General features: G+C 66.3%; 26 protein-coding genes and 1 tRNA gene. 14 read left to right on the top strand and 13 right to left on the bottom strand.

Translation table 11 applies throughout. From position 1 onward, the window contains the following. The first annotated feature begins 13 nt into the window (after window positions 1–13). Window positions 14–835: a pyrroline-5-carboxylate reductase gene (gene proC, locus ACEPA4_RS04855; RefSeq protein ID WP_065177953.1), complete on the top strand. Its 822-nt coding sequence runs from the start codon at window positions 14–16 to the stop codon at window positions 833–835. A 60-nt stretch (window positions 836–895) separates the two neighbouring features. Here the strand turns inward: proC and ACEPA4_RS04850 are convergent, their stop codons facing one another. Next, entirely contained in the window at window positions 896–1,771 is an 876-nt protein-coding gene (locus ACEPA4_RS04850; RefSeq protein ID WP_095377013.1) for a LysR family transcriptional regulator, read from the bottom strand. A 98-nt stretch (window positions 1,772–1,869) separates the two neighbouring features. On the opposite strand from ACEPA4_RS04850, the gene ACEPA4_RS04845 reads away from it, so the two are divergent. Continuing rightward, a complete protein-coding gene (locus ACEPA4_RS04845) occupies window positions 1,870–2,472 on the top strand; it encodes a short chain dehydrogenase (RefSeq protein ID WP_005415535.1) in 603 nt (200 codons plus the stop codon). Window positions 2,473–2,550: 78 nt separating this feature from the next. Here the strand turns inward: ACEPA4_RS04845 and soxR are convergent, their stop codons facing one another. Further along, complete coding sequence (gene soxR / locus ACEPA4_RS04840; protein ID WP_005415534.1) at window positions 2,551–2,985, bottom strand: redox-sensitive transcriptional activator SoxR; 435 nt, start codon at window positions 2,983–2,985, stop codon at window positions 2,551–2,553. 81 nt (window positions 2,986–3,066) lie between these two features. Here soxR and ACEPA4_RS04835 point away from each other — a divergent pair, with 81 nt between their 5' ends. Further along, on the top strand, window positions 3,067–4,437 hold the full coding sequence (locus ACEPA4_RS04835; protein WP_065185817.1) for an MFS transporter: 1,371 nt from the start codon (window positions 3,067–3,069) through the stop codon (window positions 4,435–4,437). Window positions 4,438–4,524: 87 nt separating this feature from the next. Here ACEPA4_RS04835 and ACEPA4_RS04830 read toward each other — a convergent pair whose 3' ends face one another. Together ACEPA4_RS04830 and ACEPA4_RS04825 are read right to left on the bottom strand one after the other, a co-directional pair. Next, window positions 4,525–6,546 carry an esterase/lipase family protein gene (locus tag ACEPA4_RS04830; RefSeq protein ID WP_374083011.1) on the bottom strand — a complete coding sequence of 674 codons (2,022 nt, stop codon included), beginning with the start codon at window positions 6,544–6,546 and terminating at the stop codon, window positions 4,525–4,527. Then, entirely contained in the window at window positions 6,546–7,520 is a 975-nt protein-coding gene (locus ACEPA4_RS04825) for a DUF4105 domain-containing protein (protein WP_065177957.1), read from the bottom strand. The genes ACEPA4_RS04830 and ACEPA4_RS04825 overlap by 1 nt, the downstream gene beginning before the upstream one ends. A 171-nt stretch (window positions 7,521–7,691) precedes the next feature. Here ACEPA4_RS04825 and ACEPA4_RS04820 point away from each other — a divergent pair, with 171 nt between their 5' ends. After that, complete coding sequence (locus ACEPA4_RS04820) at window positions 7,692–8,096, top strand: GFA family protein (RefSeq protein ID WP_065185816.1); 405 nt, start codon at window positions 7,692–7,694, stop codon at window positions 8,094–8,096. 360 nt (window positions 8,097–8,456) lie between these two features. Here ACEPA4_RS04820 and ACEPA4_RS04815 read toward each other — a convergent pair whose 3' ends face one another. The 3 genes from ACEPA4_RS04815 to ACEPA4_RS04805 all read right to left on the bottom strand — a co-directional run bounded on the left by ACEPA4_RS04815 (window position 8,457) and on the right by ACEPA4_RS04805 (window position 11,276). Further along, on the bottom strand, window positions 8,457–9,335 hold the full coding sequence (locus ACEPA4_RS04815) for a LysR family transcriptional regulator (RefSeq protein ID WP_065185815.1): 879 nt from the start codon (window positions 9,333–9,335) through the stop codon (window positions 8,457–8,459). A 38-nt stretch (window positions 9,336–9,373) separates the two neighbouring features. After that, window positions 9,374–10,273 carry an SDR family NAD(P)-dependent oxidoreductase gene (locus ACEPA4_RS04810; protein WP_235648629.1) on the bottom strand — a complete coding sequence of 300 codons (900 nt, stop codon included), beginning with the start codon at window positions 10,271–10,273 and terminating at the stop codon, window positions 9,374–9,376. A 139-nt stretch (window positions 10,274–10,412) separates the two neighbouring features. Then, entirely contained in the window at window positions 10,413–11,276 is an 864-nt protein-coding gene (locus ACEPA4_RS04805) for a DMT family transporter (protein ID WP_065177960.1), read from the bottom strand. 132 nt (window positions 11,277–11,408) lie between these two features. Here ACEPA4_RS04805 and ACEPA4_RS04800 point away from each other — a divergent pair, with 132 nt between their 5' ends. After that, entirely contained in the window at window positions 11,409–12,788 is a 1,380-nt protein-coding gene (locus tag ACEPA4_RS04800) for a PLP-dependent aminotransferase family protein (RefSeq protein WP_065177961.1), read from the top strand. Between the two features lie 99 nt (window positions 12,789–12,887). Beyond that, window positions 12,888–13,562, top strand: coding sequence for a class I SAM-dependent methyltransferase (locus ACEPA4_RS04795; RefSeq protein ID WP_005415525.1), 675 nt, complete (start codon window positions 12,888–12,890; stop codon window positions 13,560–13,562). 3 nt (window positions 13,563–13,565) lie between these two features. On the opposite strand, the gene smqnr is transcribed toward ACEPA4_RS04795, so the two are convergent. Beyond that, window positions 13,566–14,213 carry a SmQnr family pentapeptide repeat protein gene (smqnr, locus tag ACEPA4_RS04790; protein ID WP_065177962.1) on the bottom strand — a complete coding sequence of 216 codons (648 nt, stop codon included), beginning with the start codon at window positions 14,211–14,213 and terminating at the stop codon, window positions 13,566–13,568. Window positions 14,214–14,371: 158 nt separating this feature from the next. On the opposite strand from smqnr, the gene ACEPA4_RS04785 reads away from it, so the two are divergent. Together ACEPA4_RS04785 and ACEPA4_RS04780 are read left to right on the top strand one after the other, a co-directional pair. Continuing rightward, complete coding sequence (locus ACEPA4_RS04785; RefSeq protein ID WP_053499766.1) at window positions 14,372–15,148, top strand: DeoR/GlpR family DNA-binding transcription regulator; 777 nt, start codon at window positions 14,372–14,374, stop codon at window positions 15,146–15,148. Window positions 15,149–15,159: 11 nt separating this feature from the next. Then, window positions 15,160–16,293: an MFS transporter gene (locus tag ACEPA4_RS04780; protein ID WP_111202072.1), complete on the top strand. Its 1,134-nt coding sequence runs from the start codon at window positions 15,160–15,162 to the stop codon at window positions 16,291–16,293. Window positions 16,294–16,302: 9 nt separating this feature from the next. On the opposite strand, the gene ACEPA4_RS04775 is transcribed toward ACEPA4_RS04780, so the two are convergent. The 3 genes from ACEPA4_RS04775 to ACEPA4_RS04765 all read right to left on the bottom strand — a co-directional run bounded on the left by ACEPA4_RS04775 (window position 16,303) and on the right by ACEPA4_RS04765 (window position 20,483). Continuing rightward, on the bottom strand, window positions 16,303–17,808 hold the full coding sequence (locus tag ACEPA4_RS04775; protein WP_235649487.1) for a PepSY domain-containing protein: 1,506 nt from the start codon (window positions 17,806–17,808) through the stop codon (window positions 16,303–16,305). Between the two features lie 11 nt (window positions 17,809–17,819). After that, complete coding sequence (locus tag ACEPA4_RS04770) at window positions 17,820–19,958, bottom strand: TonB-dependent siderophore receptor (RefSeq protein WP_262090357.1); 2,139 nt, start codon at window positions 19,956–19,958, stop codon at window positions 17,820–17,822. Window positions 19,959–20,087: 129 nt separating this feature from the next. Continuing rightward, the gene (locus ACEPA4_RS04765) at window positions 20,088–20,483 is read right to left on the bottom strand and encodes a DUF2946 family protein (RefSeq protein WP_134955759.1); all 396 of its coding nucleotides are present in this window, start codon (window positions 20,481–20,483) and stop codon (window positions 20,088–20,090) included. A 241-nt stretch (window positions 20,484–20,724) separates the two neighbouring features. Here ACEPA4_RS04765 and ACEPA4_RS04760 point away from each other — a divergent pair, with 241 nt between their 5' ends. Together ACEPA4_RS04760 and ACEPA4_RS04755 are read left to right on the top strand one after the other, a co-directional pair. After that, on the top strand, window positions 20,725–21,303 hold the full coding sequence (locus tag ACEPA4_RS04760) for a hypothetical protein (RefSeq protein ID WP_050562684.1): 579 nt from the start codon (window positions 20,725–20,727) through the stop codon (window positions 21,301–21,303). Between the two features lie 32 nt (window positions 21,304–21,335). Continuing rightward, complete coding sequence (locus tag ACEPA4_RS04755; RefSeq protein WP_139726777.1) at window positions 21,336–22,433, top strand: XVIPCD domain-containing protein; 1,098 nt, start codon at window positions 21,336–21,338, stop codon at window positions 22,431–22,433. Between the two features lie 34 nt (window positions 22,434–22,467). On the opposite strand, the gene ACEPA4_RS04750 is transcribed toward ACEPA4_RS04755, so the two are convergent. After that, entirely contained in the window at window positions 22,468–22,848 is a 381-nt protein-coding gene (locus ACEPA4_RS04750; RefSeq protein WP_065197119.1) for a tautomerase family protein, read from the bottom strand. Between the two features lie 566 nt (window positions 22,849–23,414). On the opposite strand from ACEPA4_RS04750, the gene ACEPA4_RS04745 reads away from it, so the two are divergent. The 4 genes from ACEPA4_RS04745 to ACEPA4_RS04730 all read left to right on the top strand — a co-directional run bounded on the left by ACEPA4_RS04745 (window position 23,415) and on the right by ACEPA4_RS04730 (window position 25,856). Further along, window positions 23,415–23,822: a hypothetical protein gene (locus tag ACEPA4_RS04745; protein WP_065185807.1), complete on the top strand. Its 408-nt coding sequence runs from the start codon at window positions 23,415–23,417 to the stop codon at window positions 23,820–23,822. A 52-nt stretch (window positions 23,823–23,874) separates the two neighbouring features. After that, entirely contained in the window at window positions 23,875–24,438 is a 564-nt protein-coding gene (locus ACEPA4_RS04740) for a hypothetical protein (protein WP_065185806.1), read from the top strand. Between the two features lie 417 nt (window positions 24,439–24,855). Beyond that, window positions 24,856–25,596, top strand: a complete 741-nt coding sequence (locus ACEPA4_RS04735) for an RHS repeat-associated core domain-containing protein (protein ID WP_262090355.1) — start codon at window positions 24,856–24,858, stop codon at window positions 25,594–25,596. Between the two features lie 2 nt (window positions 25,597–25,598). Further along, window positions 25,599–25,856, top strand: a complete 258-nt coding sequence (locus tag ACEPA4_RS04730) for a hypothetical protein (protein WP_021202623.1) — start codon at window positions 25,599–25,601, stop codon at window positions 25,854–25,856. A gap of 159 nt (window positions 25,857–26,015) precedes the next feature. Here the strand turns inward: ACEPA4_RS04730 and ACEPA4_RS04725 are convergent. Continuing rightward, window positions 26,016–26,090: transfer RNA gene (locus tag ACEPA4_RS04725), tRNA-Val, on the bottom strand. Window positions 26,091–26,204: the final 114 nt, after the last annotated feature.

Below are 26,204 nucleotides of genomic sequence, written 5' to 3'. Positions count from 1 at the left end.
CAAGGAGACTTCCATGGCAGCTGATTCCATCACCTTCATCGGCGGCGGCAACATGGCCCGCAGCCTGATCGCCGGCCTGATCCGCCAGGGCGTGCCCGCCGCGCACATCCATGTGGCCGAACCGGTTGCAGCGCTGCGCGAGTCGCTGGCTGCCGACTTCGGCGTGCAGGTACACGACAACGCCACCGATGCCGGCGCACAGGGCAACACCTGGCTGCTGGCGGTGAAGCCGCAGGTGCTGCGTGAGGTCTGCCAGTCGCTGCAGGCACTGGCCCAGGCAAACCGGCCGCTGGTGGTGTCGATCGCTGCCGGCATCACCAGCGCACAGCTGGAGCGCTGGCTGGGTGGCAACCTGCCGGTGGTGCGCGCAATGCCCAATACCCCCGCTCTGCTCGGCGCCGGCGTGACCGGCCTGTATGCCACTGCATCGGTGGATGCGCAGCAGCACGCGCAGGCCGAACAGGTGCTGGCCAGTGCCGGGCGCACGGTGTGGATCGATAGTGAGGCGCTGATGGATTCGGTGACTGCCGTGTCCGGCAGTGGACCGGCCTATGTGTTCCTGCTGGCCGAAGCGATGGAAGCGGCGGGTATCGCCCAGGGCCTGCCGGCCGACGCCGCGCGCACGCTGGTGGTGCAGACCCTGCTGGGCGCCTCGCGCATGCTGGATGAGGCCGGTGAGAGCCCCGCAGAGCTGCGCCGACGCGTGACGTCACCCAACGGCACTACCCAGGCCGCGATCGAGAGCTTCCAGGCTGGCGGCTTCGAGGCACTGGTGGACACCGCACTGCGCGCCGCGCAGGTGCGTGGACAGGAATTGTCTGCGGCGAATGATTGATCCCCTGGGGTCAGATCCCTTTGCCGAGGCAAAGGGATCTGACCCCATCTACCCCGATGATCACTGCCCCAACGTGGCCATGACGAAATCCACGAAGCACTGCAAACGCGGGCGCGGGCGTCGATCGGGCAGGTAGATCAGGTGCATCGGCCGCGGTTCCGGCAGGTAGTCGCGCAGCAGCGGCTTCAACCGTCCCGCTGCGATCTCCGCCGCCAGCAGTGCGGTGGGCTGCAGTACCAGCCCGGCCCCGGCCACGGCGGCTTCGCGCAACGCGAAGCCATCGTTGCTGCTCAGCCGTGCCTCCCAGTCGACCTGTTCGCCGTTGGCCAACTGCCAGCCATGCCCGCCGCGCCAGGCCAGGTGGCTCAGGCAGTCGTGCCCCTGCAGGTCATCCGGTGTTCGCGGCGTGCCGCGCCTGCGCAGGTAAGACGGCGCCGCGCACAGGCTCATCGCATACGGCGGCAGCGGCCGCGCCACCACCTCCTGCGATGGCAACGGCCCGACCCGGATCGCCGCGTCGAAGCCATCTTCGATCAGGTCCACGCGGCGGTTGCTCAGGTCCAGCTCGATATTCAACTGTGGCTGCGCACGCAGCAGGCCAGCCAGCTGCGGCGCCAGCACGCAGCTGCCCCAGGTGGTGGGCGCGCTGACCCGCAACAGGCCACGCGGCTGTACCTGCAGGCCGGCCACATCGGCCTCGGCCTGCTGCACCTGCTCCAGCACCTGCCGGCACCCGGCCAGGTAGGCGCTGCCGGCTTCGGTCAAGCGCTGGCGGCGGGTGTTCCGTTGCAGCAACGCGGTGCCCAGATGTGCTTCCAACTGCTGGATGTACTTGCCCACCATCACCGCCGACACCTGCAGCTGTTCGGCGGCGCCGGCAAAGCTGCCGCGCTCGGCTACCGCCACGAAGGCCTGCATGCAGCGAAGGGTATCCATTGCTAATCCAGAGTTAGGAATCTGCAAATCATACGCCGCTTACCTAACCACGCTGTGACGGCGCAGACTGCGCTCACTCCCACACGCAAGGAACGGCCATGAAGATCCTCCTCGTCGGTGCCAGCGGCACCCTCGGCCAGGCAGTCGCCCGTCAGCTCGGCCAACAGCATCAGATTCTCGCCGCCGGCCGCCGCAGTGGCGAACTGCGTGTGGACCTGACTGACGACGCCAGCGTCGCCGAACTGTTCGCCCGCACCGGTGCAGTCGATGCGGTGATCTCCACCACCGGCTCGGTGCATTTCGGACCGCTGCAGGAGATGACGCCGGCACAGTTCAACAGCGGCCTGCAGGACAAGCTGCTGGGCCAGGTGCGGCTGGCACTGGCCGCCCAGCACCACCTCAATGCCGGTGGCTCGATCACCCTGACCAGCGGCATCATCAGCGCGCAGCCGATCCGCGACGGCGTCAACGCCACCGCAGTGAATGCCGCACTGGAAGGCTTCGTGCGCGCTGCCGCACTGGAGCTGCTGCCGCGCGGCCTGCGCATCAACGTGGTCAGCCCGAACGTACTGATCGAATCGATGGCGGCCTACGGCCCCTACTTCCCGGGCTTCGAAGCGGTAAGCGCGCAACGCGCGGCGCTGGCCTTCCAGCGCGCGGTGGAAGGCATCCAGAGCGGCGAGACGATCACGGTCTGGTAAGAAAAAGGGGACGGAGGGGATCAAGTCGTTTTCGTCCGCCGGGCATGGCCCGGCGCGACCGGGAGCGCGTCCCCTTTTTCATTCCCAGCGCATCGGGCCATCGCCGCGTTCGCCGAGAACGTCGCCAGGGTTGGCCAGGCGGCAATGCTGCAGTGACAGGCAGCCACAGCCGATGCAGCCGGTCAGTTCATCGCGCAGCAGCTGCAGCATGTGGATGCGCTCTTCCAGCTCGGTGCGCCAGCGCGCGGACAGCTTGGCCCAGTCAGCCTTGGTCGGTGCACGGCCTTCAGGCAGGCTCTCGAAGGCGCGGCCGACCGCTTCCAGTGGCATGCCCACCCGCTGCGCAACGCGGATCACCGCCAGCCGGCGCAGCACGTCGCGGCTGTAACGGCGTTGGTTGCCCGAGGTGCGCAGGCTGCTGATCAGCCCCTTGCGCTCGTAGAAATGCAGTGCGGAAACGGCCACGCCACTGCGCTGCGAGACCTCGCCAACGCTGAGTTCCTGGGATGCCATTGCTTGACCTCAACTATAGTTGAGGTGGCATGCTGCTATCTTCGCCGCCCGTTGACAAGCGCGGCCCGCCCCTAGACCGGTATGACCCCGACCCTCTCTCCCGCCGACACCCGCCTGCCGGCTGACACATCGATCCTGTCCGCGCGCTACCGCGCCACCACCCTCGGCATGGTCGCGCTGGTCGCGCTGCACGCCTTCGAAGCATTGGCCGTCGCGGCCGCGATGCCCACGGTGGCCGAAGCACTCAGCGGCCTGCGCCTGTATGCGCTGGCCTTCGGTGGCACACTGGCCACCAGCGTGATCGGCATGACCCTGGCCGGACGCTGGGCCGACCGCCAGGGCCCGGCACGGCCGCTGTGGTACGGCCTGGCCTGCTTCGTGCTGGGCCTGCTGCTGGCCGGCTTCGCCGTGCGCATGGGCATGCTGGTGGCCGGGCGCCTGCTGCAGGGCCTGGGTGCGGGCGCGATTTCGGTCTCGCTGTACGTGATGGTCGGCCGCAGCTACCCCGAGCACCTGCGGCCGAAGGTGTTCGCGGCATTCTCGGCGGGCTGGGTGGTGCCCTCGATGGTCGGCCCGGCGCTGAGCGGCCTGATCGTCCAGCATCTCGGCTGGCGCTGGGTGTTCCTGGCGGTGCCGCTGCTGGCAGTCCCTGCTGCCCTGTTGCTGCGGCCTGCGCTGGCGCGCATGCAACCCTCCGCCGACAGCAACGACGACGAGGGGCGCGGCAACGTCGTACGTTGGGCCAGTGGTGCATCGCTGGCGGCGCTGCTGCTGTACTTCGGCGGCCAGCAGCACGGTCCGACCGCCCTGCTCTGCATCAGCGTGGCGATGCTGGCGCAGCTGCTATGCGTGCATCGCCTGCTGCCGGCCGGAACGCTGATCCTGCGCAGGGGCCTGCCCAGCGTGATCGCACTGCGCGGCATCGCCGCCGCCGCATTCTTCGCCTGCGAAGCCTACCTGCCGCTGCTGCTTCAGCGCGAACGCGGGCTCCCGCCCAGCTGGGCCGGCGCGGTGCTCAGCCTCGGCGCACTCGGTTGGTTCGCTGGCTCCTGGCTGCAGGGTCACCAGCAGCGCGGCTGGTCACGCCAGCAGCTGCTGCGCGTCGGCACGGCGATGATGACGGTCGGCATCGCCGCAACGCTTGCGGTGTTGTTCAATGCAGTGCCATTGCCGGTGGCACTGGTGGGCTGGACGGTCACCGGTTTCGGCATGGGCATGATCTACGCCAGCCTCTCGGTACTCACGCTTTCGCTGTCAGCAGCGCATGAGCAGGGTGCCAACACGTCGGCCCTGCAGCTGAGCGAGGCCCTGTCGGTGACCACCGCGCTGGCGGTCTCCGGTGCGTTGTTCGCGCTGTTCGTGGAAAGCGCGCCGCACACCGGCTACCTGCTGTGCCTGGCGATCACCTTCGGCCTGGCGGTGCTGGCTGCGGTGATCGCGCGGCGGGTGTAGCGCCGCCGGGTTTCGGCAGTGCCGGTCGCTGGCCGGCACCATCACGGGATTCCCGCGTGCGCGGAGAGTGCCGGCCAGCGGCTGGCACTACCGCGTCCCCGTCCCCACGTCATCGATATCCCGGTGCAGGATGCGCCGCACTTCCAGCACCGCTTGCGGGGTCTCCTGCACGCTGTGGCCGGAAATGATGACCTTCTCCGACTGTGCACCCGGCAGATGCGCACTCCAGTACGGCACCAGTCCGTCATCGGACTTGTCCACCGGCAGCTCCGGCTTGCGCTGGGCGATGATCGAGTGGTACTTCAGTCCCGCTTCGATCGGCAGCTGCGCTGCGGCCTTGACGAACGGATCGCTGGCCTTGAGGTTGTCGATGCTGTTGGGAATCTTCGGCTTGGCCGTGCCATCGACCTGCTGCTCGGCCTGCGCCAGCGCCATGAACACGTCCTCGAACTTGCCGAGGATGGTCAGTGGCAGGCGCACCAGCCGGCCCAGCAGGCGCCCGACCTTGTTGCCGGCAATATCGGTGCCCTGGTGCGGCGCAGCGATGAAGATCGCACGCTCCACGTTCGGCTGTGCCTTGAAATGCAGCAACGGCCCCAGCTTGTTCTGCACGCGCTTCAGACGCTCGCCCTTCAGGTCATAGTTGGCCAGCAGGTCGTTCCACAGCACGTCACCGGAATCGCTCACCAGCAGCCGCGCGAGCACGCCGCCCATGCTGTGGCCGATGTAGACCATGTCCTTCGATGCACGCGTGCTGCCATTGGGATCGAAGTGCTTCAGCGTGTCGTTGAACGCATTGGCGATCTCGTAGCGGTTCAGCGCGATCGGTGCGTTGGTCGGGTAATAGACCTGCCACACCTGGAACTGCTGGCGCAGCTCGGGGTCGCCCATGATCTCGTTGGCCAGGTTCACCCAGGCTTCCGGGCTGCTGGCCAGGCCGTGCAGCATGAAGATGATGCGGCGGTTCGGGTCCCACGGCTGCATCAGGTAGATGTGTGGCTCGCCGATGCCCTCGCTCATGCCGAACAGGGTGCGCAGTGACTGCCGGGCGAAACCGCTCTGGGCAAGCCACAGGCCGTAGGCCGCGGTGAAATTGCCGGCCAGCGGCACCTGTTCGCCGTGCAGGGTGATGCGCTCGGTAGCTTCCGGCGAATAGGCATCCAGTTCAACCCGGCGCGTCCGCATCACATCGTCCAGGCTGCTGCCTTCGAAGCGCAGCAACGCGGTGACGTTGATCGAGGACATCTCGCTGAACTCGGGCACCGAATCGTCATGCTGATGACGGCGGCCACGGCGTGCGCCCTCTTCGTCATCCTGCGGTGTCTCCGCCTTCGGGCCCTCAGGCGCGATCACCGGTGCGACCAGCTTCGGCGGGTCCATCACCATCACCAGCTCGGCACCGAAGCCATCACGGCGATAAGTACTGCGCAGCCCGACGAAGCTGACCGTGCCGGCCGGCACCAGCTGCGCGGGAATGCTCTTCAGGTTCAGCTGCTGGTAGTTGGAAGCCAGCGACCAGCTGCCAACCGAGATCGGCTTCGTGTAGTCCTCGCCAGCCAACGCAGCGGCGCGCGCGCGGACGAACAGCACCACCGCCGCCTTCTCGGCCGCGTAGTTGTAGTAGTCACGCACCTGCGTCTGCCGGTCTTCGAAGGCGCGATCCGATGGTGAGCGGCCGCTGTAGAACAGGTAGGCATAGGCGTAGCGCGCGGCTTCCAGCCAAGCGTCCAGCGCTGCGTCGCTCATCGGCGGATCGCCGGCTGCGGTCTTCTTCGGCGTCAGCGCCAGCGCGGCCTTCACCCACAGTTCGGACAGCGCAGACAGCCGCTGCTCGACATTGAGATCGTCGGTCATCAGCAGCGTGCTGCGGCAGACCAGGAAGTCCTTCTCGCACTGCGATTCGTCCAGGCCTGCCGCGCTTAGCGTCTCGCGCGCAGCGGGGCTGAGCTTGCCGGTATTGAGCACGTCGGCACGCTTGTTGACCAGCGAATCGCTGGATTTGACCTGCTTGACGGTGACCATCGCGCAACCACTGCTGCCCAGCAGCAGGAAGGCGGCGAACAACACCGGCAGCGCACGCTGCCAGCGGATCAGGAGGAGTCGAGTCATTACTGCGGGTCCTGCTCGGTGCCAGGTACGCCCTGGCGGATCACGGTGGAGAAGTGGTCGCCGCTGCCCAGGTCCAATGCACGCTGGGTGATGCGGCCCTTGTCATGCAGCTCGGCATAAGGCACGCCTGGGGTGAGTGCGCCGACCTCCTGCGCATACTCGGCCAGATACCCGGACAGCAGCAGGCGGTAGTCCAGCGGCAGGCGCGGCGCGATGTGGCGGGCCAGGTCGAAGACGATGGTGGTGCAGTTGCTGGTGAGCGTGTTGTAGAAGCCCGGCTTCGCATCCAGTTCGCGCGCCTGCGCGATGTACGCGGCAAACAGTTCCTTCAGCTGCGCGTGGTCCATGCCGTGCAGGCGGTACAGATAGACATCCTCGCCACGCGCGTTGGTGCGGGTGCGGATGATGTCGGTCTCTTCCGAGGCCACCAGGGTCATCTCGAACTTGCGGAAGAACCCGCCCAGTGCCGAAAACGATTCGCCGCGCTCCTTGCGGATCTCCAGCGAGAACACCACGTGGCGACCGTCCTCGAAACCGAACGAGATGAGGGTGTGGGCGATCGCCGGGCCCATCCAGTACGACAGCACCAGATCGGCCGAGCGCAACTGGTCCAGGTCGTATTCGCGGCGCACCCAGCGCGCGTCGTAGTCGGTTTCGCTGCGCCAGGTGAAATCGCGCACGTTGTCGAACACCACGTGGCGCCCGTCGAAGGACACCACATGCAGGCGCTGGGCCACGTCATCGGCCCACACGCGGTCCTGGCGTGGGGTCAGCAGCAGCCACCACAGGCCGGCCAGCACCAGCGCAGCGCCATACGCCATGCCGAGGCGGCGGTTGCTGCGACCACGCGCGACCCGCCACGACGCCCACAGCGCAAACAGCAGCCACAGCACCGCAATGCCCTTCGCCAGCCAGCCCGGCCCCGGCATCTGATAGGCCAGCAGCCCGGCCACCCACAGCGCTGCCAGCGCCATGGCACTTCCTGTCATCCAACGTCCTGCGGCTTTCACTGGCATCCTGTCGCGGTCCCGAAGCCGCATAGTTAGCCACAAGCGGGTTCACCGTGGCATCTACGGCCTGTTCAGGCACGCCGGCGCACCGTCTGCGGCGGTCCATGCGGCCAGGTTCACTTCACAGGAGCAACGATGGGCATCACTTCCGTGGCCGGCGTTCCGGTCCAACCCCAGCACCGCGCAACCTGCCACTGCGGCACGGTCGAGCTGCTGCTGGACCTGCCGGACGGCATCGTCGACCCGCGCCGTTGCGACTGCTCGATGTGCCGGCGCCGGGGTGCCATTGCAGCCAGCGTTGCCCGCGCGGGCCTGCAGGTCGTGCGCGGGCAGAACCACCTGCAGCTGTACCAGTTCAACACCCATGTGGCCGAGCACTACTTCTGCGACGTGTGCGGCATCTACACCCATCACCGGCGCCGCTCCAACCCGGACCAGTACGGTTACAACGTGGCGTGTCTGGAGGGCATCGACCCGTTCGCGCTGGGGGTGATCCCGGTCAACGACGGGGTCAACCACCCGGCCGACCGCGGCGCCTAGTGGCGCGCGCGCCGCAGCGGCGTGGCGACCTTCTGCCAGGGAGCCATGCCGCTGCGCCCGGCCCGCACAGGGCGTTTCAGCCAGGGCCGGCGTGGCGGCACCTGCGGCGCGTCCGCGACCGGGGGAGGAAGCGGTCTACGGCCGGGCCAGAGATGGTCGAGCAGCCACATGGCGGGTCTCCGTGGGGGACGGGGACGATCAACATTAGACCTGGGTGGGCATGGGCGGCGTGAGCGGAAGACGACAACGGGATGACGGTAGGGCCCGGAGTGGGGCTTCCTTGCTCGACGGTGCACGACGGGAATCACCGGAGCCTAGTTCCATGGTCGTGCATTGCCGCGGGCGAACGCACAGGCGGCGTCAGGCCCCGGCCGCCGCCTCCAGGAAATTGCGCAGCAGCGGCGACGGTTGCTCTGGCCGCGTGCAGAACGGCAGATCGAAGCGCGCGGCATCGCTTTCCAGCGCGCGATAGACGATCTCCTGCGGGCGGAAGCAGGCCATGCTGGCTGGAACGATTGCCACGCCAGCGTCCACCGCCACCAACGACAACACCGCATGCATGCCCTGCGCTTCCTGCACCACGCGCGGGGTGAAGCCCGCAACGGTGCACAGGCCCAGCACCTGCGCGTGGAAGCCGATGCCCTCGCCCGCTGGCCATGAAACGAACGGCTCGTCGGCCAGCATCGCGATGTTGAGCTCCGGCGCATCGGCGAGCGCATGGGCACGTGGCAGCGCAATTGCCAGGCAATCGTGGTCGAAGTCGTGCAGCACCAGCTCGGCGGCGGGAATCGGTGGAATCAGCACGCCGACGTCGATGCGCTGCTCACGCAGCCACAACTGCTGCTGACGCGATGTGGCTTCCTGCAGGTGCAGCTGTACCTGCGGGTACTGCTGGCGGAAGCGGCGGATCAGGCCAGGCAGGCGCCCATACAGCGCACTGCCCACATAGCCCACGCGCAGGCTGCCGGACTGCCCGGCGGCGGCGGCGCGGGTGCGCTGCAGCGCCTGCTCGGCCTGCTGCAACGTTGCCCGCGCCTCCACCAGCAACGTCTGCCCGGCCACGGTCAGGCCCAGGGTGCGATTGCCGCGCACGATCAGTTCGCTGCCCAGTTCGTCTTCCAGGCGTCGTATCGCCGCCGTCAGCGGGGGCTGCGACATGTGCAGGCGCGCTGCAGCGCGGTGGAAATGCAGCTCTTCGGCCACGGCCACGAACTGGCGAAGCAGGCGCAGGTCGATCATCTCGGTGCCGGCAGTGGAAACCTGCCTAGGGTACGCCGTCAGCTGCGCGCGTCCACACTGGCGCGGGCGATGGCCGGCCACTGCAGTGCGACCGATTCGATGCTGTCAGCAGTCACCGCACGCAGATCGCGCGGGTACGCCACATGCTCGGCTTCCTGCAGGCGCAGTGCATGGAACTGCCCGTTGCTGGCACGCAGTGTCCACCCACCTTCCTGGCAGCGCGTGGATGCCAGATAGGCCACCCCTTGCGCAACAGCTTCCGGATGCAGTTCGTCGGGCTCGCCTTCGATGCCCCACATGCGTGTCTTCGCCACCGGCGAAACAGCGTTGACCACGATGCCATGCTCGGAGCCTTCCAGCGCCAGAACATTGACCAGGCCAAGCGCAGCCAGCTTGCCCATTGCATAGGCGGACAGTCCACGCTGTGCGTACTGCGGATACAACGCGCGATCCGACGTAGTGATGACGATGCGTCCACCACCGGCCTCGCGCATCGCCGGCCATGCCGCCTGCGCCAGCCACAACGGCGTCTTCGCCGCCAGGCACAGCATCTGCTCCAGCGCATCGTCCTCGACCGCTTCCAGCGGCTGGTACTCGACCCAGCCCGCGTTGTGGATCAGGAAGTCGATGCGGCCGTGCGCCTGCGGCAGCTCCTGCACCAGCGCATGGCAACCGTCGCGATGGCCGATGGGACCGCTTGCGGCCTGCACCTGCAGACCCTGCGCCTGCAGCACTTCGACGCTGCGCAGGATGCGCTGCGGATCTGCGCCTCGGCCATCGGTACCGGCACCGACGTCATGCATCAGTACCTGCGCACCGCGCTCGGCCAGCAGGCGGCTGTAGGCCAGGCCGAGTCCACCGGCGGCACCCGTCACCAGGCCAACCTGACCTTCAAAGGAAATTCGGGAAATCGGCTGCATCGGCACAGCTTCGGCCATGCACCTAGGTTGCGGCCAATACCATTGACCACGCCGCACGATACGCCCGCGCTATCACCGAAAAAGGGGACGGAGGGGATTAAGTCGTTTCAGGCACAGCAGGGCCAGTTACGACTTAATCCCCTCCGTCCCCTTTTTCCTAGCGACTGAAGCGGCGGGCGCCTGCCACGCAGATCACCGCGACCGCGGTCACCAGCACCATGCTGAGGCTGACCGATTCGTGCAGCAGCAGCGCGGCCAGGGCCAGGCCGAAGAACGGCTGCAGCAACTGCAACTGGCCGACAGCGGCGATGCCGCCCTGCGCCAGCCCGCGGTACCAGAACAGGAAGCCGATCAGCATGCTGAACACCGCCACGTAGCCCAGCGCCCACCACGCCGAGGCACCGACCGCAGTGAACGAGGCCGGGCGCATCAGCACCGTCAACGGCAGCATCACCGGCAACGCCAGCAGCAGTGCCCAGCTGATCACCTGCCAGCCGCCCAGATGACGGGCCAGCCGGCCGCCTTCGGCATAGCCCAGCCCGCACACCACGATGGCCGCCAGCATCAGCAGGTCAGCCTGCAAGGACGCCTCGATGCCGTTGCGCACCGCATAGCCCACCACGCAGGCGCTGCCCAACAACGAGAACAACCAGAACGCCGGGCGCGGCCGTTCGCCACCGCGCAGCACGCCGAACAGCGCAGTGCTCAGCGGCAACAGGCCGAGGAACACGATGGTATGTGCCGATGACGCGTGGCGCAGCGCAAGCGCGGTCAGCAGTGGAAAACCGACCACAACGCCGAGGCTGACCACCACCAGCCCAGGCAGGTCACCGCGCCGCGGCCACGGCTGGCGCAGCATAAGCAGCAGCGCCAGGCCAAGCACGGCGGCGATGGTGGCGCGTGCGGCGGTGACGAACCCGGCATCCAGCTGCAGCACCGCCAGGCGGGTGGCCGGCAACGAGCCCGCGAAAATCACCACCCCGATGAAGCCATTGATCCAACCGCTCGCCGACCGTTCCACGCCTGTGATCCTGAAGTGCCAGGCGACGCCTGGCGGAGCCTGTATGGAAGCATCCATGGCGGAACCGCCCCAGCTACAATCCAGTACAGTCGCAAAGAACTGTATTGCCCACACTTCCACTACAGTGCTGACATGCCACGTCCGCTTACCCGCATCGAATCGGTCATCCAGGCGGTCCGCAACCGCATCACCGCGCGGGTCGATGGCCCCGGCTCCCGCCTGCCTTCGGTGCGCGCGCAGGCGGCAGCGATGGGGGTGTCGGTCTCCACCGTGGTCGAGGCCTACGAGCGCCTGGCGGCCGAAGGCCTGATCAGTGCACGCGCAGGCTCGGGCTTCTACGTCAGTGGCCCGGCCGCACCGCTGGCGCTGGCCGAAATGGAGCCACGGCTGGACCGCGCGGTGGATCCGCTGTGGGTGTCACGGCAATCGCTGGAAACGCCCGCGGGCGATCTCAAGCCAGGGTGCGGCTGGATGCCCAGTAACTGGCTGTATCACGATGGCATGCGCCGCGGCCTGCGTCGGCTGGCGCGTGCCGATGCAGTGCATCTGGTCGACTACGCCGGCCCACTCGGGCTGCCCGCGTTGCGCCAGCTGCTGCAGAGGCGCAGCGCCACGCTCGGCATCGATGCACCGATGGAGCAGATCCTGCTGACCGAATCCGGGACGCACGCGGTCGACCTGATCTGCCGTTTCCTGCTCAAGCCCGGCGACTGCGTGCTGGTCGATGACCCGAGCTACTTCAACTACCACGCGCTGCTGAAGGCGCACCAGGTACAGGCAGTGGGTGTGCCGTACACGCCCACCGGCCCGGACCTTGAAGCGTTCGATCGTGCATTGCAGGACCATTCGCCGCGGCTGTACATCACCAATTCCGGATTGCACAACCCGACCGGTGCGGTGCTTTCGGCCAGCACCGCGCACCGCCTGCTGGGCCTGGCCGAACGCAGCGAGTTGATCATCGTCGAGGACGACATCTTCGCCGACTTCGAACTGCAGCCGGCGCCGCGGCTGGCTGCGCTCGACGGGCTGTCACGGGTGATCCACGTCGGCAGTTTCTCCAAGACGCTGTCGGCAGCCTCGCGCTGCGGCTACATCGCTGCACGCCATGACTGGATCGAAGCGTTGACCGACCTGAAGCTGGCGACCAGCTTCGGCGGTGGCCATCTGGCCGCGCAGCTGATGCACATCGCGCTGACCGACAGTGGCTACCGACGCCACATGCAATCGGTGCGTTCGCGATTGGCCGATGCCCGCCGGCACACGCTGCGCAAGCTGCACACGCTGGGAATCACGCCGTGGCTGCAACCGGAAGCGGGCCTGTTCCTGTGGTGCCAGCTGCCCGATTGCCGTGATTCCGCCGCGCTGGCCCGGCAGTGCCTGCGCGAGGGCATCGTGCTGGCACCGGGCAACGCGTTCAGCCAGTCGCAGCGCGCGGCCGACTATCTGCGCTTCAACGTATCGCAATGCCAGGACGCACGGATCTGGCAAGTGCTGGCGCGGGCATTGCGCTGAGCTGGATGCAAGCCGGTCAACGCAGCTAGGAGTGTTCCGCAGCAAAGGCACTTGCATGCCACGGTACAGTGGTATGTCCCCTGCTGCAGGAATCCGCGCATGTCCACGTTCTCCGACCCACAGGCGGTGGCCCGCTATGCCGAAGCGCCACTGCGCCAGGTGCCTGGGTTCCTCGCGTTGCAGCAGATGAGCCGCCTGCTGCTGGCCGAACGTGTTCCTGCGCAGGGCCGCGTACTGGTACTCGGTGCCGGTGGCGGGCTGGAGCTGAAAGCCTTTGCCGAGGCGCAGCCGGGCTGGCAGTTGCTGGGCGTGGATCCGGCCGCGCCGATGCTCGCGCTGGCCGAGCAGACACTGGGCCCGTTGAACGCACGCGTCGAACTGCTGGAAGGCTACATCGACGATGCCCCGGACGCGCGCTTCGATGGTGCCAGCTGCCTGCTCACCCTGCACTTCCTCGATGCCGCGCAGCGCCTGCACACGCTGCGCGAGCTGCACAGGCGCCTGCAGCCCGGCGCGCCGCTGGTGGTGGCGCACCACAGCGTGCCGCAGGATCCGGCCGGCAAGCTCCGCTGGTTGCAGCGCTACGCCGCGTTCGCCCATGCCTCGGGTGTTGCCCACGCCGATGCGCAGCGCGCGATCGAGGCCATTGCCGAGCGGCTGCCGCTGCTGGCGCCCGAACAGGAGGTCGCCCTGCTGCAGGAGGCCGGCTTCGACGGCGTGGAGCTGTTCTATGCAGGCTTCAGCTTCAGGGGCTGGGTGGCGTACGCCGGGTGATGCCTACGGCACCACGGTGATGCCGATGCGCTGCATCAACAGCGCCACCTGCTGCACATCCAGCGTGGCGCCACGCAGGTTGGTGCTGCGCAGGTCCAGCTCACCCAGCTCCGAGTGGGTCAGGTCACAGCCGGTGAAGTTGGCGCTGCTCCAGTCGATGCCCTCGAACTGGCCACCGGACAGGTCCGAGCCGGCGAAGCTGGCGCCGCTGACGTTTGCACCGTCCCAGCGGTTTTCCCACAGCTCGCACTTTTCCAGCGTCACCCGCGAGAAATTGGCATAGCGCAGGTTCGACTTCTTGATGAAGGCACTGCAGAACCCGCTGCGCGGGGTGATCTGGTTCATGAAGCTGGCGTTGCTGAAATCCGCGCCTTGCGCGCGGCACTCGCTGATTTCCAGGCCCAATGCCTTGACGAAATTGAAGTGGCACATGCTGATGTCGCAGCTGCGGAAGCTGGCTTCCTTCAGCGTGGCGCCGTTGAAGCGGCAGCCACTGCGGCTTTCGGCGTCATAGAAGCTGCAGTTGATGAACTCGGTGGCAGTCAGGTCCACGCTGGAAAAATCGCATTCGTGGAACTGCTGGTCGACCACTTTCTGGCCGGTGTACTGGTCCGCGCCGATGCGCAGCTTGCGGTGAACGGTGGGGGACATCGTGGATTCCATGCCAGGTGCCCCGCCATGATGCCGGGCCGCGAGGGCGATCCATAGACGTGGGCGCGGGAGGATTCACCGGCAGTCCAGCCGCGCTGTGTCCCCGATGCCAATTGCACGTTGTTGCACATTTATGCACGAATGTGCAGACTTATGGCATGAGCTCAGACCCCAGCCCCCTCCCCGCCCAACGCACTCGGCAGATCCTCGAAGAACTGCGCCAGCAGGGCCGCGTGGTCGCTGCCGAACTGGCGCGCCGCTATGCCGTCTCCGAAGATTCGATCCGCCGCGACCTGCGCGAGCTGGCCGCACAGGGCCTGTGCCAGCGTGTCTACGGCGGCGCCGTGCTGCCACCGCCCAAGGAACGCCCGCTGCGCGAGCGCCTGACCCGCGACCGCGGCGACAAGGCCGAGCTGGCCGCCCGCGTCTGCGCGTTGCTGCAACCCAATCAGGTTGTACTGCTCGATGCCGGTTCAACCAACCTGGCGATCGCCCAGCAGTTGCCGCCCGCCCTCGGCTTGACGGTGATCACCAATGCGCCACAGATCGCCACGGCCGCCAGCATGCTTGATGGCACCTCGGTGCAGCTGATCGGCGGCCGCCTGGCCAGCGGTGGCGGTGCGGTCGGCGCAGAAGCACTGGCCCAGGTGCAGCGCCTGCGCGCCGACGTGTACCTGCCCGGCCCCTGCGCGGTGGACGGCGATACTGGTGTATGGGCAATGGATGCAGAAGAGGCCACGCTGAAGCGCGCGATGGTCGCGTGCAGCAGCCGCGTCATCGTCGCCGCCACTACTGAAAAGCTCGGTGCCCGCGGCCACTGGCAGATCGCCAGCCTCGACGAGATCGACGACCTGGTGCTGACCACCACCGCGCCGCCCGCATTGGCGGCGCGCTTCCGCGCCGCCGGCATCGCGGTACACCCCACTCCCCCCTGACCGTATCGCTCATGTCCCTTGCCAACCGCGCGCGTGCCGAACAGCACGCGACCCGCGCTGCGTTCTTCATTCCCGGCTTCGCCACCGCGCTGTGGGCCACCCTGGTGCCGTTCGCCAAGGCACGCACCGGGATCAACGACGCCACGCTGGGGCTGGTACTGCTCTGCCTCGGTGCCGGTTCGCTGCTGGCAATGCCGTTGTCCGGCGTGCTGGCCGCGCGCCTCGGTTGCCGGCGGGTGATGGTGGCCAGCAGCCTGCTGATCTGCCTGACCGTGCCCGGCCTGGCCCTGGCCGGCTCGGCCTGGAAACTGGGGCTGGTGCTGTTCGTGTTCGGCGCCGCCGTGGGCGCGATGGACTGCACGATGAACGTACAGGCCGTCATCGTCGAGCGCGAAGCACGGCGCGTAATGATGTCCGGCTTCCATGCCTTCTTCAGCATCGGTGGTTTCCTCGGCGCGGCCACCATGACCGTGCTGCTGTCCGCACAGCTGCCGCCCTTGGCATCGGTGCTGATCGGCGTTGGCGCCATGCTGCTGGTGATGCTGTTGTCGGCAGCGCACTGGCACAGCGAACGCATGCCGCACGACACACCGATGCTGGCCCTGCCGCACGGCATCGTGTTGTTCATCGGCGTGCTGGCGTTCGTCGCCTTCCTCGGTGAAGGCGCGATGCTCGACTGGAGCGCGGTGTTCCTCAGCGATGTGCGGCGCGTCGATGCCAGCCTGGCCGGCGTCGGCTACGTGACCTTCACCCTGACCATGACCGTGGCGCGCCTGTTCGGCGACGCACTGGTGGCGCGCGTCGGCCGCCAGCGCGCGATCGTCTTCGGTGCTCTGCTTGCCACTGCGGGCGTGCTGGTGCTGACCCTGGTCACGCCGTGGCAGGCGTCGCTGGTCGGCTACGTGTTGGTCGGCCTCGGTTGCGCCAACATCGCGCCCGCGCTGTTCTCGCTGGCCGGTCACCAGACCCGCATGCCCGGCGCGCTGGCGATCACTGCCGTGTCCACGCTCGGCTTTGCCGGCATCCTTGCCGGACCGGCACTGATCGGCTTCGCCGCAGACCATTTCGGCCTGATCGCCGCGTTCGTCGGCGTGGCCACGGCCTTGTTGTTGGTGGCGGTGTCCACGCGCTGGCTGCGGGTGTAGCCCAGGGCATCAGCGCCGCCTGCGCCGCAGCTTCATCCGCAATCGCCGATAGCCGATCACCGTCGCCGTGGCACACAGTGCGGTGCCAGCAGCGCTCAGCAGCAGCAGCACCGCCAGCCGGGTACCTTCCTGGCGCAGCATCGCCGGCAGGTCCCAGCTGTGCAGGAAGTAGAACAACCAGCGCCCCACCCGCTCGCGATGCCCCATCGTCAGCAACGGATCGCCGGTCGCCAGATCGAGATAGACGCGCGTCGCCTCGGCATCACCGAAGTCCACCACGGCCACCGGGAAGCGGCGCACTGCTGCGCCGTTCATGGCTTCCGGTGCACGCGGATAGAAGTAGGCATCCGCTGTCTGCTGCACCACGAAGCCCTGCATCGGCGCAGCGGACAGCGCACGCGCCTTCTGCTGCAGCCACGCGGCCGGCAGCAAGTGCGCAACCTGCAGATGCTCGTCGCTGCCGGACACGATGCGGGTCTCGCCCTGCCCGTCCAGCAGCACCGCGAACAGCTCACCACCGATGCGCCGCCACTGGATCTCAACTGGGCGGAAGCACTCAGCATCGGCCACCGCCAGAAGCTTCGCCGGATCGCCCAACGCGCCATCCACCGCCACAGCGCCGCCACGATAGCGCCCACCGTCGATCGCAGCATGCGTGCTGCTGAAGACACCCAATGGATTCATCGACATCAGGCCACTGAAGATCCAGGTGAACACGAAGGCCGCTGCCACCAGACCGATCAGATGGTGCCAGCGCATCCACGGCTCGACGTACGGTGTCTTCGCACCGGAACGATAGTGCCCACGGAAACGCCAGCGCCACACACCCACCACGATGCCGCTGACCGCCGCCAGCGTGCACAGTGCGGACAGCACGATCACCACCCACGTCCACACTGGATCCACCGACTGCATGCGCAGGAAATACAACCAGTGCAGCCAGGCACCCACGTAGTTCCAGCGCTGCTGCACATGCGGGGCGTCCAGCACCACTTCGCCGGTACGCGAAGACACATACAGGTCGCCCGGTTGCTCACCGCCCACCTCGACGCGATACAGCGGCCGATGCGCATCCAGAGCGCGCGAATGCGTCCAGCGGTCCTCGTCCAGGCGCATCGCACCCACGAAGGCCGGGCCGCCCGCGAACTGTGCAGCGGACGCTTCGGCACGCTGTGCCGACACCGGCAGCAGCGCCTGGCCGGTCACGGCAGACCAGGCGCCCACGTTGCTGCCACTTCGCACCACATACGCCGGCTCGCCACGCAGTGTGGTCAATGCCACAGCCTCCGGCTCGGCCTGCACGGCAGCCGGCAGTACCGACAGCCCCTGCAGGTCGCGGGCCTCACCCAGCACCGGCAACGCCGCCAGCCGCTCACCGGGTGTCAGCTTCGGGTAACCAATGAACAGCATCACCATGCCGCTGACGAACCACAGCAGCATCAGCAGGCATCCGCCGATGCCCAGCCAGCGGTGCACCAGGTAGGTCCAGCGCTTGGCGGTGGATCGCAGCGTCATCGCCAGCGTCCTCAGAAGCGATGGTCAACAGTGAATTCGACGCGCCGGTCTGCACCCAGCAACCACTGCGTACTGGTGTAGTACGCGGTGGCGTAGTACGCCTTGTCGAACACGTTGAACAGGCGCGCGCTCACCCGCGTGCGCGGTGCCGCCTGCCAGGTCAGCGCCAGGTCGGTGGTGCTGTAGCCGGGCAGCTCCAATGTGTTGGCGTTGTCGGCGTAGCGCTTGCCGACGTAACGCACGCCCCCCGCCGCACTCCAGTCCGGTGCGAACTGCCAGCTGAGCCACGCACTGGCCAGGCGCTCGGCCACGTTAGGCGGCACGTTGCCATCACGCGATACCAGCACCGCCGGCGAACCCGTGGTTTCCAGGAAGCCCTCGAATTCGGCCTTCAGCACCGTCGCGTTGGCATCCAGCGTCCAGTGCGGCGCGACATTCCAGGTCAACGACGCTTCAATACCGCGCGAGGTCTGCGCGCCCACCTGCACGCGGCGATCAGGCACCAGCGGATCGCGGCTGAGCAGCCCGGTCTTGCGGATGCGGTACGCCGCCAGCGTCCACTCGCCACCGTCGAACGCCTGCTTCAGGCCCACCTCGATCTGCCGCCCCTTGGCTAGATCGAACGCTCCATTCGCGGGGCTGATCATCAGCAGTCCACTGACCGGATCTGCCGCCTGCGAGTACTGCGCATACAGGCTCAGCGTCGGCTGCAGCGCAAATACCGTGCCGGCGCGCCAGCCGGTGCTGCTGTAGGTTTTCGAGAACGCGTTCTGGCCACTGATCAGATCGGTGCGATCGATGCGCGCGCGATCGTGGCGCAGGCCAGCCAGCACCGACCAGCGCTCGCTCAGCGCCAACCGGTCTTCCACGAACAGCGCGTACTGCTCGGCGGCGTTGCGGTAGCGCGGCAGGTTCGGCGCGTCGCTGGCGAACTGGCCCGGCACCGGATGGAACGGATCGACCGGGCCGGAGCTGCCCGTATAGGTGTTGTTGGTGTGCTTGAAGTGCGCGCGGTTGGCGTCCAGGCCCACCGCGAAGCTGTTCGCCCTACCGCCCACATTGCCCTGCACGCGCAGCGTCGAGGTCAGCCCGGTCTGGTCCTGGTTGTGGGTGATCTGGGTGTTGCCCGAGCGATCGATCAGGCCGGTGCGCGGGTTGTAGACATAGGCCTCGGCGTTGCGCCAATCGCGCTGGCTGTCGATCTGGTAGAGGCGCGTGCGCCATTCCACGTTCGCGTTCGGTGTCCACAGCGCATCAAGCTGGGTCCAGCGGTCGCGATAACGGATCTCGCTGTCGTCCACGTTGTAGTTGCGATGGCGCAGCGCGTCCAACTGGCGTCCCTCCACCAGCGGCTTGCCGAAGTAGCGCATCGGCTTCTGATGGCCCTGCGCGTGGGTCAAGGTCAGCTGCAGGTCGGTGCGCGGCTGCCACAGCAGCGCGCCGGAGAAGGTGGCATCGCCGTTGCGTCCCCGATCGACCCAGCCACCGCTGTAGTTGCCGCTCACATCCAGCCGGTAGGCCAGCTCGGGCGTCAGCGCGCCGCCACTGCCGAAACCCAGGCGCGCGGTGTCCTCGCTACCCACGGTCACGCTGATCTCGTTTTCGATGGCGCCGCGCGAGGGCTTCTTCGGCACGATGTTGATCACCCCGCCGATCGCACCGTCGCCGTGGATGACCGAGGCCGGCCCGCGCAGTACTTCGATGCGCTCGATCGACCAGGTATCGAACGGGAAGGTGATGCCCACGCCGCCGTACTGGCGCAGCCCGTCGTACAGGCGCATCACCGAGGCGCCATCGGTGAAGCCGCGGCTGGACAGCGCACTCAGGCCATTGCCCGGATGCGGCATCGCACTGATCGCACCCGCTCGGCTGATCGCATCGCTGAGGTTGCTGTCGCCGCGCTGATCCAGCTGTTCGCGCGAAATTACCGTCAGGCTGGCCGGCGTCTGCAGCACGCTCAAGCCCAACGCAGAGCCTGCGCTGGCGGTGGATGACAGCTCACCGCTGCGAGCATCGACCACGCGCACGGTCTCCAGCGTGGTCGGGGGTGCCGCGTCGGCGGCAAGCAGGGGCGCAGCATGCAGGAGCAACGCGCACAGGACAGGCAGCGTCGCCCGTCGCAGGCGCGCGGAGTTGGGGTTCGTTTTCATTTTTTCACGGCATGCAAGGCCACCCCGCGATGGCAGGGCAGCAATCAGAAAGGGACAGACACGCGCGTGCGGGCACCGGCCGTGGCCGGCAACCTCATGGAAAAACGATCAGTGCAACGCGCGTGCGGCTCAGGCAGCCATCAGTGCCGGTGGCCCACGCGCTCCCAACGTGCCGCCGATTCGTTGCGGCAACGCCTGCACCGCGCCGCGCAGTGCGCGGCACACCGGTACCATCGGCGCCAACAGCAGCACGGCCGCCACCAGCAGGGTGATCAGCCGTGCAGCGATCAGGCAGTAATCGCAGTCCACACCCATCTCGTGATCGGCATGCGGATCGGCGGGCGGCTTCTTTGCGGTCTCGCCGTGCGGCATGGCCATTGCGTGATGGTCGTGGTGCCCTTCCATCGCGTGCAGCGCGTGCTCTGCGTGCATTGCGTGGTCCATGGCTGCCACCGGCGCAGCGGCAGCCACGTGACCCTGCGCAAGCCAGCGGCTCACCAGCGGGGCGAGCAGCACCAGCAGCATGGCAAGCCAAGCCAGGGCCTGGAACCGGCGGTGGAGGACAGAATGACGCACCCGGCCATTCTACGGGCCTGTGCCCAACCTTGGACCCCGTTCAGGGTTTGCCCCCTGCGACACGGTGACGCAGGAGCTCGCCTCGCGCGGCGACATGTGAACGCACCACACCGCGGTCCCTGCGCTTGCGGGCTCTGCCTCGCCAACGTTAGGGTTCAATTGGCCACGGCAAGGAGCCAGAGGAATCTGCATGACCACCCGCATCACACACCGGCAGCGCATCAGCCTGCTCGGCCTGACCGCGCTGCTTGCTGCCTGCGCCGACAAGGGGCCGCCCCCACCGCCAGAGCCGCTGGAACTCTCACAGCCCATCGCCGTGGACGCGCCCGGCCAGCAGGTGCAGTTCGAGTTCGAAACCACGGCGCGCAATTTTGCCAGCTACCGCACTTATGCGGTGGAACTGGAACTGCAGCGGCGAAGTCCAGCCACAACGGGCACGCCCGATATAGCAAGTATCAACATCCCATTCGAAGTATCCCTGCAGCGTCGGGAAGGCACTACCTGGCAGGAGATTGCAACACAGGACAGCTATCAGGCACGCGCGCGCAACGGTGTTGAGCCGCTCCCCTCGTGGCACCACTCTGAGAGCTGGCGCTATGCCTCGCTCGCATCAGGCAGCGACGGCAACTACCTCCTGAACGTGACAGCGCTGCCGCTGGAGCTCGACAGCAGATACCGGCTGCAGATTCAAACGGTCCATGCCATATCAGGACTGCAAGACTATTCGGCAAGGCTAGTCGTGCACGCCTCGCGTCCTGCAGGGAAGTGACACCATTCATTCGAAGGAACGAAGGAGTTTCCATGAACAAGCCCCGCTACAGCCTGGACATTGTCATTGCCGCACCCGGCACCCCACTGCTCGATCCCGATTCGGGAAAGCAGCAGCTGACGCCCGATGGCACTCCTGATACTTCCGGGCCTGGCCACATGTTCTATGTTCTGCATGCTACAGGTAAAGCGGCGCAGAGTTTCGGCTTCGCACCCGTCGAGCATGGCAGCATGAATGGTCCCGGGCGCATCGTCAGAGACGACGTGAAAGTCTATAAGGACCCCGCCCATGTCCGCACCATCGAAATCACCGAAGCCCAGTACAACAAGCTCAAGGCGTTCGGCGACGATCCAGTGAAGTACGGCTTCAGCAAGCACTATGCCGACGTGCGCCACAACTGCGTGGACTTCACCTGGGGCGCATTGAATCACGCCGGCATCCAGCGCAAGCACAGCCTGGACGTGAACAGCATCGGCGGCCCCGTTGGCCAGTTGCTGCCCGATGTCCGCATTCCGCTGGGCGTCCAGTCACAGGGCAAGGACGGCTATCGTCCGCTGCGCAACATCCATGGCGTGGACAGCATTGAGCCCCCTTTCCCCAACAGCGAACTCAACCGCACCACCACTCATCCCCTGCCCGAGCGCAGCTTGAAGCAGCGTCTGCTCAGCGAAACCGATGGCATTGATGGCCCCTTGGGCGAGCGTCTGTCTGCGGACGCGCGCGCACCGGGGCACAGCCTTCATGCCTTGGACCAGAAAGTGCGTACCGCACTCGCCCAGGCCAGCGAACAGCAGGGACTGCCCCCCGGCCAGGAGCACGAACGACTGGCAGGCCATCTGACCCACGCGGCGGTGCAGGCCGGCTTCAGCGAAAAGGACACGCTGCAGGTGGCATTCAGTTCAAACAGCACCGCCGAGGCACCCGGCTACGTATTCCTGCATCGCAGCGGCGACACCGCCTCGCCGGACCCTGCCGCCAATCGCCAGCGCCTGTCCCTGCTCGATACGCAGCAGGGCGATGTGGATATGCTGTATCAGAAGGCCAACGTGCAGCAGCAATCCCGCGACGCAAGCCGACTGGCGCAGGACGAGCAACAGGCACAACAGCAGGCGTCGCCGCCCATGGCCTGACCCAGCCGCATCAGGCGCTGACACCGTTCCCGCATCAACTCACGTACTGCGCCTGACCGTTCCCGAACGACCAGTTCTCCTTCTTCACTTCCACCAGATTGATGAACACATCCTCGCGGCGGATGCCCACCGCCACATGCAGTCCATCGGCGATGCCGGCGTACAGCGCCTTTTTCTGCTCCAGCGTGCGCCCTTCGTTCCAGGTGATCTGGATGCAGATGAAGTCGTCGGTGCGATCCACGCCCAGGTAGCCGGGATCGTAGATCAGCGTGCCGGGCGCGTGTTCCTGGAAGATCTGGAAGCGATCGTTTTCCGGCACCCCCACCGCGCGCATGGCCTGGTAGATGGTTTCGCCGACGCGTTGCAGGTAGTCGGCGGATTTGCCTTTGCGAAGATCGATGCGGGCGAGCGGCATGGTGGCACTCCAGAGTGGATGGGTACGACGACAGGCTGAGACTACGCCTGCCCGGGGCGGCGGGACAGCGCAGGGATGGAACCCTCTGGCTCCATGCGTGGCATGGTCCCGCCTCCGCCGCGCGGGGTGACGCGATTGCCGTGGCGGCATCCCTCCGGAGTCGTCATGTGCACGGTCGGCAGGGGCGGCGATGTGCGCCATCAGTGATGGGCCGCACTACTCGCAGGTGTCGGACGACACACATCGGGAAACGTCTGGCCTGCCTAGGGACAGTTGAGAATTTTCCTTACAGACCGATGTGATTGCCCGGCTTGAAGATCGCCGCGCCGAGGCAAGACGCCTTGGCCGGGATTGGCGTCTCGAATAAACGAATGAACACCCATCGCTGCGGTTTACGTCGCAGCAGAGAGAATGCACCGATTGCCTTCAATGGCGGCCGGTGCGTGGGGATCGACAGATCCGCCAGGCCTTCTTCTCGATGGGAGTTCGTTTGCCTTGGTACGCCAACCCGCACCGTCCGCCACCTTCACTCGGGAAGGTGGCCCTACGCCAGTGAGGGTTTCGCCATGACCAACCGCACAGCCATCCATCCCCGCCTGCACGCGCTTATCGGCGACGTCGCAGCCGACGTGCCCGGGGACCTCGCACGCGAGATCGAGTGCGCCCTGAACGAACAGAACCTGCCGACGCAGTCGGCCACGTTCTTCGCCCGACTCAATGCGATCAACCAGGCCGACGGTGATGACGGACAACCGTGCATCAGCCTCACCCTCGGCGCCAGCAATCACGCTTCGTTGCGCCGCTCACTGTCTGGGCTCGGCGCATTGCTCGACCTGCTGCAGGCCGCCGACCATGCGCGCAACGAAGGTGGCCCGGACGAACAGTTGGGCGCCTTCCATATCGACGGACTGATCGTGGCCGCACGACAGCTGGTGCGCGAGGCACATCATTGCCTCTCCAGCGGCGATGCCTGACCGGCGCGGATGTGCTCCCGCTACAATCGCGCAGGGAACGCAGGAGGCCGCAATGGACGCCGAACACCTGGAATACTTCAAGGCCGCACTGGAAGGCCGCGCAACCGTTGGCTGGAACGTCTGGTTCGCCGCCAACCAGCACGCGCTGGCACAACAGCTGAGCCGCCCTGCACTGCTGCGCTTGAAGTTCAGCACACTGGATGAAGCCGAACGCCTGCTGGCCGAAGCCGGCATCGTGCCCAGCAGTACGGCGGGCAAGCGCTACGAAATGTACTGCGCGCAGTTCTCGCCGGACGTGGTGGACGCGAACGGTCGCCCGCTACCGGCCCTCTGGCGCGCGGCGCACGGCGGTGCCATCGGCCTGCTGGCCGATGGTGGGCAGGAGGCCGGCCAGGCGAAGCTGCTCGCGGAGTTCCGCCGCGTCCGCAAGCGCGGGCTGCAGCAGGCCCATGAATGGTTGGCCGATCTGTGCTTTGAGGGCGAGATGGAACTGACCAGCGGCAATGCCGAGGTGGGCCGTGGTCTGCTTGCAGTGGTGGTGCAGGCGGGTAGCGGCCATGACCTGCTGGATGCCACGGCGATGATCGCGCGCGAGCTATTGGACGAACACGCCTGAGACAAGGCCTGTTCCCATTCACAGAAGAAAACCCCTGAGTAAATGAAGGCCAGCAGTGAGCTCAGAGAATGGCTGGGACCGCTGTAGAGCAGGACTTTCCGCCCCCTCCCCTGCGTGGCCCGCATCGACCAACAAGCTTCATGATCGTAATATCCGGTCAAGCCTTACTCGAAGGCGTTTCCGGGGATGCGAAGAATGCGTAGGTGCAGGGATGCTGCAGGTGGTGCAATTTCGCGCTTCAGGAGATTGGAATCTCAATTCCGCCAGTTGGCTGCCATAGGCACCTGGTTGTGCTTTGCGCTGCCATTCGGCCTTGGCCTATTACCATCTGCCATCGCCGCAGGCCAGGAAACAGTCACTTACATCCACACTGACGCCCTTGGCTCCGTCGTCGCCGAAACAGATGCCAATGGGAAAGTGATCAAGCGCTACGACTATGAGCCCTATGGGGCCTTGGTAGGTGGCCAGGCCACAGACGGACCGGGATACACGGGACATGTGAGCGACTCGGTCACCGGACTGAGCTACATGCAGCAGCGGTACATGGATCCACAGTTGGGGATTTTGCTATCGGTGGACCCGGTAACGGCCTATCAGAAGCCAGTTGAACAGTTCAACCGGTATCGATATGCCAACGGAAACCCTTACAAGTTCACGGATCCTGATGGGCGGGAGAGTGGTGCAGCCTTCAAGGTAGTCAACGACGCCACGAATGGGCAACCGATTACTCCTCCGCCGAGAAATCCAAGCGATAGCCTCGGACCGGCAATTGGTGTCGCGTTAACCGCAATTCTGGCGGCTCCAGTACTCGCAGAGGGTGGTCTGGCCGCAATGGCAAATCCAGGAGCGGTAGCCACTGCGGCAGAGATTGGCGCAGGAGCCGCCGGTGTCACGGGCACTTCTGGCGCAGTAGCGGGAAAGATCACCGGCTACACCAAGCACGGCTTGAATCAGGCAATCTCCCGCGATGGAGGCAGGGGGGTCTCTGCAAAGGCCATACTATCGGCAGTGAAAGAACCCGCGAAGGTTGCCGAGCAGGCCGGCGGCAAGACGGCGTACACAGGGAAGGATGCGAAAGTAGTTTTGAACGGCGAAGGGAAGGTCATAACGGCCTTCCCGAAGGATAGCGAAGGACTGAGAGACCCGAAGGTAAAGTAAAGATGAAGAAGGATATCTCACCCAGCCTGCGCTCGCTGTTGGTTGAAATCGCAGCGAAGCACAATTTGCTCCTACCCGAGAATGGCGTCAGATACCTCGTTGAGCGTGATCGCGAGTCGCTGATTGATGCGTTGCTGGAAGAACTGTCAGAGAGCGGCTTGGGGCCTGACGATGAACCTAATCAACGAGGCATTGAGATCGAAGAAATCATTGACTTCGTCGGCCCCGTCGTTGATCGGCCCGATGCGTCGGGTGACTGAAGGCACGTTGATGCGGGCACGGTCTGATTGACGCACGGCGAAGATCAAGCGCGCCGCTGGAAGAACACGGCTGAGACGGAGCGCGCATTCGGCTGATCCTGCTGGATCGCAGGTAACAAAAAAGCCCCCATTGCTGGAGGCTTTTTTTGTTCTGCAACATGGTGGGCGGTACAGGGATCGAACCTGTGACCCTTGCCGTGTGAAGGCAATGCTCTACCGCTGAGCTAACCGCCCGGTGTGTTGCTGAGCCGCTCATTATAGGGGCTTTTCAGAGGCCGTCAACACTTTTTCACATTCGTGTTCACGGGTGTTTTCGGGGTGCGCAGCCGAGCATGGCTCGGCTCTACA

Origin of the sequence: Stenotrophomonas sp. P2112 (assembly GCF_041897515.1) — a bacterium.
GTDB lineage: Bacteria > Pseudomonadota > Gammaproteobacteria > Xanthomonadales > Xanthomonadaceae > Stenotrophomonas > Stenotrophomonas sepilia.
The sequence above is the reverse complement of the archived record's forward strand: the minus strand, read 5'-3'. Positions and strand labels throughout refer to the sequence as shown.